Genomic DNA, 1476 nt, shown 5'->3' with positions numbered 1-1476 from the left:
TAACAACTTAAGGGTCTTAACATGAAAAGCACTTGGACGAACAAAACAATTCTCATCACCGGCGCGGGCTCTGGTATTGGTCAGGCAATTGCTAAACTATTCGCGCAGCTGGGTGCAAATTTAGTGGTCACTGATATCAACCAAGCAGGTCTTAAAGAGACGAGTAAAGCCATCGGCTCATCAGCCATTATTTCCAAGCAGTCCGATGTCTGCTCAAAGGAGGACTGGCAAGCTCTCGCTAAAGATATTGAGCTTTCATCCGGGCATTTAGATGTACTCATTAATAATGCAGGCATGACGTCTTTTGGTTATTTTGAAGAAACTTCTGAGGCCCTATTTAACAAAGTAATGGATGTAAACCTAAATGGTGTCGTTATGGGTTGTCGAGAAATGATGCCATTACTTGAAAAGTCATCACGCGGCATGATCGTTAATGTCGCTTCAATATTCGGCTTGATCACCATGCCAATGGTAGCGCCCTACCATGCCTCTAAATTTGCCGTTCGCGGATTTACCGAAGCCTTACAACAAGACATGATTTATTCAGGTAAGAATATTGATGTTATTTGTGTGATGCCCGGCGGTATTCGATCCAACATTGCAAATTCTGCTGAAACTGAAGCAGCTAATTCCAATGAGCTTGCCAAACACTTTGAAACGGTGGCACGAACAAGCCCTGCAAAAGCGGCAGAAGTCATCGAAAAAGGCATGCGTAAGAAGACCTTCCGAGTATTAATTGGTGCCGATGCCAAGTTTGTCGATATTCTTTATAAGGTACTACCGACCAGCTACTATAAAGTATCTAACCAGCTTTTAGGCGTTAAACGGTTTTTACGTTCGTAGAACTAACAGAAATGGAAAAAAAGCGGGGATGGAGAGCTACCCCGCATAAAGGGGACTGGTAAACCAGCAAGGTAAAACAGGGACGTACTTTAACGAATTATGAACTTTAGGAAGCCTCGGACTTCATATGCTTACGTGCTGCAAATAAACCAACAAAGCCAGCCGAAAATAGCATCATGCTGCCGAACTCACTACTTGCATCCTGAGCGACACTAGCCGAAGCCTGTGCACTACAAGCAAAGACAAACAGTACAAGTATTGAGATAGAGTTTTTTATAGCTGACAATAGAATTCCTTCACATCAAAAAGATTGATAAACAAGCTTACTGCTTTGATTTAAGTGAAGACTAGCACGGAAGTTCTAACTCAACTGTCAACGAATGTTAAACGACAAGTTATTGAAATATAGTGTGATTTATTTGGCATTATTGCCAGCATAACTGTTCAATAAGCGAACAAAAGGTGCGAAAAATAGGGAGAAAGTCCCCCTTTAGCTCTGAACAGGTAAAACAAGGTCTCCGGCACGCAATCCCGAGACGACTTCGATCATCCCGTTTTCTTTCTGATCGCCAACTCTTATAAAGCGTCGAACAACTTGCTCGTTTTCCAAAACCCAAACAACGTTCAACTGAC

The 1476-nt window shown here is 42.5% G+C and carries 2 protein-coding genes; one reads left to right on the top strand and one right to left on the bottom strand.

The annotated features are described in order from the left end of the window. The first annotated feature begins 21 nt into the window (after nt 1-21). Entirely contained in the window at nt 22-843 is an 822-nt protein-coding gene (locus A3729_RS15105) for an SDR family oxidoreductase (RefSeq protein ID WP_068515889.1), read from the top strand. A gap of 106 nt (nt 844-949) precedes the next feature. Here the strand turns inward: A3729_RS15105 and A3729_RS15100 are convergent, their stop codons facing one another. Then, entirely contained in the window at nt 950-1129 is a 180-nt protein-coding gene (locus A3729_RS15100) for a hypothetical protein (RefSeq protein WP_068512752.1), read from the bottom strand. Between the last annotated feature and the right edge of the window lie 347 nt (nt 1130-1476).

This window comes from Oleiphilus sp. HI0043 (assembly GCF_001634935.1).
Note: the sequence above shows the minus strand (reverse complement) of the source record. Positions and strands in the feature narration are given on the sequence as shown.